7 protein-coding genes are annotated in these 4,902 nt (G+C 76.1%); 2 read left to right on the forward strand and 5 right to left on the reverse strand.

From position 1 onward, the window contains the following. From VG869_14305 to VG869_14315, 3 genes are all read right to left on the reverse strand, one after another. On the reverse strand, nucleotides 1-383 hold a 383-nt coding region (locus VG869_14305), incomplete at its 3' end, for a hypothetical protein (protein HEV3452355.1). A 159-nt stretch (nucleotides 384-542) separates the two neighbouring features. After that, nucleotides 543-1,301 carry an SDR family oxidoreductase gene (locus VG869_14310; protein ID HEV3452356.1) on the reverse strand — a complete coding sequence of 253 codons (759 nt, stop codon included), beginning with the start codon at nucleotides 1,299-1,301 and terminating at the stop codon, nucleotides 543-545. Nucleotide 1,302: 1 nt separating this feature from the next. Continuing rightward, nucleotides 1,303-2,517, reverse strand: coding sequence for a heterodisulfide reductase-related iron-sulfur binding cluster (locus VG869_14315; GenBank protein ID HEV3452357.1), 1,215 nt, complete (start codon nucleotides 2,515-2,517; stop codon nucleotides 1,303-1,305). Nucleotides 2,518-2,709: 192 nt separating this feature from the next. On the opposite strand from VG869_14315, the gene VG869_14320 reads away from it, so the two are divergent. Next, complete coding sequence (locus tag VG869_14320) at nucleotides 2,710-3,075, forward strand: hypothetical protein (GenBank protein ID HEV3452358.1); 366 nt, start codon at nucleotides 2,710-2,712, stop codon at nucleotides 3,073-3,075. Between the two features lie 154 nt (nucleotides 3,076-3,229). Beyond that, entirely contained in the window at nucleotides 3,230-3,697 is a 468-nt protein-coding gene (locus tag VG869_14325; GenBank protein HEV3452359.1) for a hypothetical protein, read from the forward strand. A 49-nt stretch (nucleotides 3,698-3,746) separates the two neighbouring features. Here VG869_14325 and VG869_14330 read toward each other — a convergent pair whose 3' ends face one another. Beyond that, the gene (locus tag VG869_14330) at nucleotides 3,747-4,550 is read right to left on the reverse strand and encodes a phytanoyl-CoA dioxygenase family protein (GenBank protein HEV3452360.1); all 804 of its coding nucleotides are present in this window, start codon (nucleotides 4,548-4,550) and stop codon (nucleotides 3,747-3,749) included. Nucleotide 4,551: 1 nt separating this feature from the next. Next, nucleotides 4,552-4,902 (reverse strand): hypothetical protein (locus tag VG869_14335; protein HEV3452361.1); only part of this gene is annotated, 351 nt, incomplete at its 5' end.

Below are 4,902 nucleotides of genomic sequence, written 5' to 3' on the forward strand. Positions count from 1 at the left end.
CGCCAGGGCGTCGCGGGCTCGAGCGGATCCGCCACCCGGTCCCGGTCGGCCTCCCACACCCAGCCGGTCGGGCTTGACCGCCACGGCGACGGCGGTCGCGGCGTGGGACCGTCCCAGAACGCCTCCACCACTCGGTCACCGTCGTGGACGGCCAGGATCGTCGGGCCCCCGACCACCGGCTCGGCCTCGCGGGCCGCCCGCGCCGCCGACGTCTCGGTCGTCCGACCCCGGCGGCGCGCCACCGCGGCGCCGAGCCCCAGCGCTCCGAAGACGAGGCCTCCCCGCAGCGCGGCGCCCGGGTCGGCGGACCGAGACGTCAGGGGTCGAACGACGAAGTCGCTGATGGCGAGGCCCGCGTCCACCGCCGCGACCAGTCGAAGCACCGACCACGTGATGGGCGCGGTCGGCCCGGGCGGTCCGGTCGGAGCCACCGATCGTGACGGCGCAGGAGGGCTGGACACGGGTACGGCATCCGACGCCGACCGGGGCCGGCCGTGACGCGCGACCGTCGATGAGATCCGGCGGCGGCCGGTGAGCCGGGCTCAGCGACCGGTGGTGCTGCGGATGAGGGCGCCCCCGTCGACGACGAGCGTGTGGCCGGTGATCCACGACGCGAGGTCGCTGGCGAGGAACAGCGCCGCGTGGGCGACGTCCTCCGGCACGCCGAGTCGCTGCAGCGGTACCTGGGCGGCCGCCGCGTCCTCCGCGGGCTCCCAGAGCGCTCGCGCGAAGTCGGTCTTCACGAGTCCGGGGGCGAGCGCGTTGACGCGGACGCCGGGCGCCAGCTCCGCGGCGAGGGTCTTCGTGAGGTGGATCAGCGCCGCCTTCGTGACGTTGTAGATGCCGATGGCGGCCTCGCCGCGCAGTCCACCGACGGAGGCGACGTTCAGGACGACCCCGCCGCGATCGCGCATGGACGCTCGCCAGGCGGCCTGGGTCCAGACGAGGGGTCCCCGCAGGTTCACTTGGAACGTCTTGTCGTAGCGGCCGAGGTCGATGTCGATGCTCGGCCCCAGGTAGGGGTTCGTCGCGGCGTTGTTGACGAGGATGTCGACGCCGCCGAACCGGTCGACGGTGGCCTGGACGCACGCCTCGGCCTGGTCCGGCTCGCCGGCGTTGGCGGGGAACGTGGCCACGCGGCCGGTCATCGTCGACGCCGCCTCCTCGAGGGCGTCGGACTTCCGGGACGAGATCATCACGCTCGCGCCCGCGGCCGCGAACTCGGCCGCGATGGCGCGGCCGATGCCGCGCGAGGCGCCCGTCACCAGCGCCGACCGACCGTCGAGTCGAAGTGCGGTCATGTCACGTGCTCCTCCGGGCCGGCGTCGCGCCCCCGGGCCGTCGGTGGCGGCGGCGATCGGGGCCGCGCAGCGCGGCGTCGACGATCTCGAGCGGGTGGCGGGTGTCGACGCCGGCCGCGGCCAGGTGCAGCGTGCAACCGGGGTTGGCGCTCGCCACGACCGTGGCGTCGGTGCGGGCGATGGCGTCGAGCTTGCGGGCTCGGATCTCGGACGCGAGCTCGGGGTGCAGGGCGGCGTACGCGCCCCCGGCGCCGCAGCACAGCCCGTCGTCGTCGAGCTCGCGCAGGTCCGCGTAGGGCGCGAGCACGGTCCGCACCGCGCCCGCGACGCGCTGCACGTGGCGGAGGTGACACGGGTCGTGCACGGCGACCACCGCACCGAACGCGCGTGGTCGCGGTGGGGCTGGGAGCCGCTCCGGGCGCGCCGCCAGCCACTCGTGTACGTCGTGGACGCGGGCGACGAAGCGCCGCGCCTCGTCGGTCCCGAGGAGGTGCGCGTAGCCCTTCAGCGCCGCGCCGCACCCGGCCGAGTCGACGAGGATCGGCGCCTCGCCGGGGAACCCTTCGATCACGCGGCGGGCCAGCGCGCGCGCCTGGTCGATGAGCCCGGCGTGGGTGTGGAGCGCGCCGCAGCAGCCGGCGAGACGGGCGTCGGGCAGGGCCACGCCGACCCCGGCCGCGCCGAGCACGCGCAGGACCGCGGCGTGCGTCGGGCGCTGCCAGGCGTCCATGACGCAGCCCGTGAACAGCCACACGTCGTCGCCGGTCGGCCGCAGCGGCGCCGCGCGCAGCGGCAGCGGTGGCAGCGAGAGCCGCGACGGGACCAGGCGCAGGCGCTGCGCCAACGCCAGCGCCCGGGAGCCCGCGACGAGGAGGCGGTGGTGCGTGAGGACGCCGTAGCCGAGCCGCTGCCACCGCGGCACGTACGCGGTCTCGGCCGCGAGGGTCTCGCGTGCGCCCTCCATCAGGTGCCCGAAGGCGACCGCCGACGGGCACACGGCCTCGCAGGCCCGGCACTGGACGCACTCGTCCATGTAGCGGGTGAACTCCCCGTCCAGGTCGGCGACGCCGGCCTGCACCGCCCGCATGGCGGCGATGCGCCCCCGAGGCGACGCGCTCTCGTCCCCGGTGACCCGGTACGTCGGGCAGTGCGGCAGGCACAGGCCGCAGGACACGCAGGTCACGAGCTCCTCGGGGTCGACCCGCAGGGTCGTCATCGTCGGCCCGTCCCCGCGCCCGCTGACGCGGCGCCCCGCGGCGGTCGGACCGGTGCTCGCACGCCCCCAGTTGTACGCGACGGGCGAGCGGCGGCGCGGACCCGGGCGCGGGCCGGGCCGGCGCGAGGATGGCCGCCCATGAGCGGACCCCGGGTCGAGGCTGGCTGAGCCGTGCCCCCAAAACACCGACAGGTGGCGCTCCTCATCGCCCGCGCCCGGGTCGGGCTCGGCGCGGCCCAGCTCGTGGCCGCGGGACCGCTGGCCGCCCTCGCGGTCGGCAGCCGCGACCGGGGTGGGCGGGCCGCGCTGCGGCTGGCGGGCGGACGCGACCTGGCGCTCGGCCTCGGCGCGCTCACGTGCATCCACGAGCGCACCCAGGACGCCGAGTGGGTGAGCATGGGCGCCCTCGTCGACGGGATCGACGCGCTCGTGCTCCTCGTCACCCCTCGGCTCCCGAGGCGGGCCCGCCTGGCCGGGCTGTCGGCCGCGACGTGCGCCGTCGTCGGGCTGCTCGCGGCCCAGCGCCTGGCCGACGACCGCGAGCCCTCCGAGGCGTGAGCGCGGCGCCGACGACGCGCCGCCTGCGGTGAGCCTCGAGGTCGAGCGGCGCCGGCAGTGCGGCGGGCCTGGTCTTCGGGTGCTGGTTCGCGGCAGGGACCGGGGCTTGAATGGCGCCGAGCCGGGACGAGCCGGCGCGAGGTGGAGGGGCCCGATGGTCAGCGACGGCGTCTACGGCGACGACCCGACCGAGGCCGTGGAGTACCTGCGCGACAAGGTGTTGGGCAAGCGGCTGGGGAGCGCCTGGGTCGAGTTCCGGCCGACCGAGCTGGCCATGGGGCCGCAGTTCCTCGGGCTGGCGCGGATGAAGGCCGCCAACCGCATGGACCTCCCGGTGATCCCGAGGGTCGCGATCGGCTCGCCCCACCGCCAGACGATCCCCGTGGTGGTGATCCCCCGCCGGGGCGTGAGCCCCGCCGACGTCGAGCAGGCGCTGCGGGCGGCCGGGCTCGACACTCCCGGCGGGCGCGTCGGCGACGCCGGCTACCACGTCGGGTTCCCCGCGGCCACCTCGGCCGAGCAGCTCGTCGCGTTCGCCCAGCAGGCGATCCTGGCCCAAGGGGTGGCGCCCGGTCAGGGCTGGCAGTGGATCAAGCGCGGCAGCGATCAGATCCCGTCCTGAGCGGCGACGTCCCGCGTCGCGCTGTTGGACGTCGGCGAGCGGCGGCGCGTCAGCGGCCGTCGACGAAGAACCCGTCGCGCTCGAGCGCCCGTTCGGGATGTCGGCCGTCGACGTAGCCGACGAACGGCGGGTAGATGTCGTAGCCGAGGAGCTCGCGCAGCCGCTTCGGGAGGGTGCGCGCCAGGGCCGGGGAGACCGCGAGGAGGTGCGTCTCCTGGGCGCGCAGCCAGCTGGCGCAGTACTCGATGGCCACGCCGAGGCGGCTCCGGTCGCTGCGGTTGGCGCCGCCCCCGTGCCAGATCGACCCGACGTAGAGCATCACCGAGCCGGCGGGCATCACCGCGTGCACCACGGGCGCCGACGGCGGGGGCCGCTCGATGCTGCGGTGGCTCCCCGGGTACAGGCGGGTGGCGCCGTTCTCGACCGTGAAGTCGTCGAAGGCCCACATCACGTTCGTCACGAGCTGGGGATGCGGGCGCGCCACCGGGTAGATGTCGTCGTCGCGGTGCAGGAGCTGCTCCTCCTCGCCGGGCCCGATCTCGATCCCGGTCGGTCCGCTCAGCTGGTAGTGCGGGCCGAGCACGCGGTCGAGGGCGCCGAGCACGAGGGGGTGCAGGGTCAGCGCGTCGAGGACGCGGGTCTTGGCGTAGATGGCGTAGAGCCGCCGGGTGTGGAACCCCTCGAAGGGGTTGCGCCCGCTCGGGACCCCGTCGAGGAGCCGACGCAGCTCGGCGCCGGTCGCGGCCGCCTCGTCGCGTCCGAGGACGCCCTCGACGATGGCGTAGCCGTCGTCATCGAGGCGACGCACCACGTCGTCAACGGCGCCCTCGCGGTCGGGCGCCACGGTCTGCATGTCAGCGCACGGTACCGGGTGGGCGGACCCACCGCAGCGGCTGGCCGTCGGTCCACGCCGCGGGATCGCCCGGCTCGAAGCGCCGGCCCGCTCCCTCGCGGGCGACCCGCTCCCGGGCCATCGCCAGCGCGACCTGCTGCGGCGTCGCGCCCTCGTCGCGGGCCCGCGTCAGCACCCGGGTCGTCGTGGTCTCGATCGACGCCGCGCCGGCCAGGGCGCGGGACCGCGAGTAGCCGGTGAACTCCTGGGCCAGGTTGATGATGCCGCCGGCGCTGGCGACGAAGTCCGGGACGAACAGGATCCCGCGCCGCGCCAGCAGCTCGTCGACGCCGTGGTGCGCGAGCTGGTTGTT

The sequence above is a fragment of the Acidimicrobiia bacterium genome (genome assembly GCA_035948415.1).
Taxonomy (GTDB): Bacteria; Actinomycetota; Acidimicrobiia; order IMCC26256; family PALSA-555; genus PALSA-555.

What these genes read in the sequence shown, in the direction of transcription:
- VG869_14310 (HEV3452356.1), bottom strand. Translation starts at nt 1,301, where the DNA reads ATGACCGCACTTCGACTCGACGGTCGGTCGGCGCTGGTGACGGGCGCC.
- VG869_14315 (HEV3452357.1), bottom strand. Translation starts at nt 2,517, where the DNA reads ATGACGACCCTGCGGGTCGACCCCGAGGAGCTCGTGACCTGCGTGTCC.
- VG869_14325 (HEV3452359.1), top strand. Translation starts at nt 3,230, where the DNA reads ATGGTCAGCGACGGCGTCTACGGCGACGACCCGACCGAGGCCGTGGAG.
- VG869_14330 (HEV3452360.1), bottom strand. Translation starts at nt 4,550, where the DNA reads ATGCAGACCGTGGCGCCCGACCGCGAGGGCGCCGTTGACGACGTGGTG.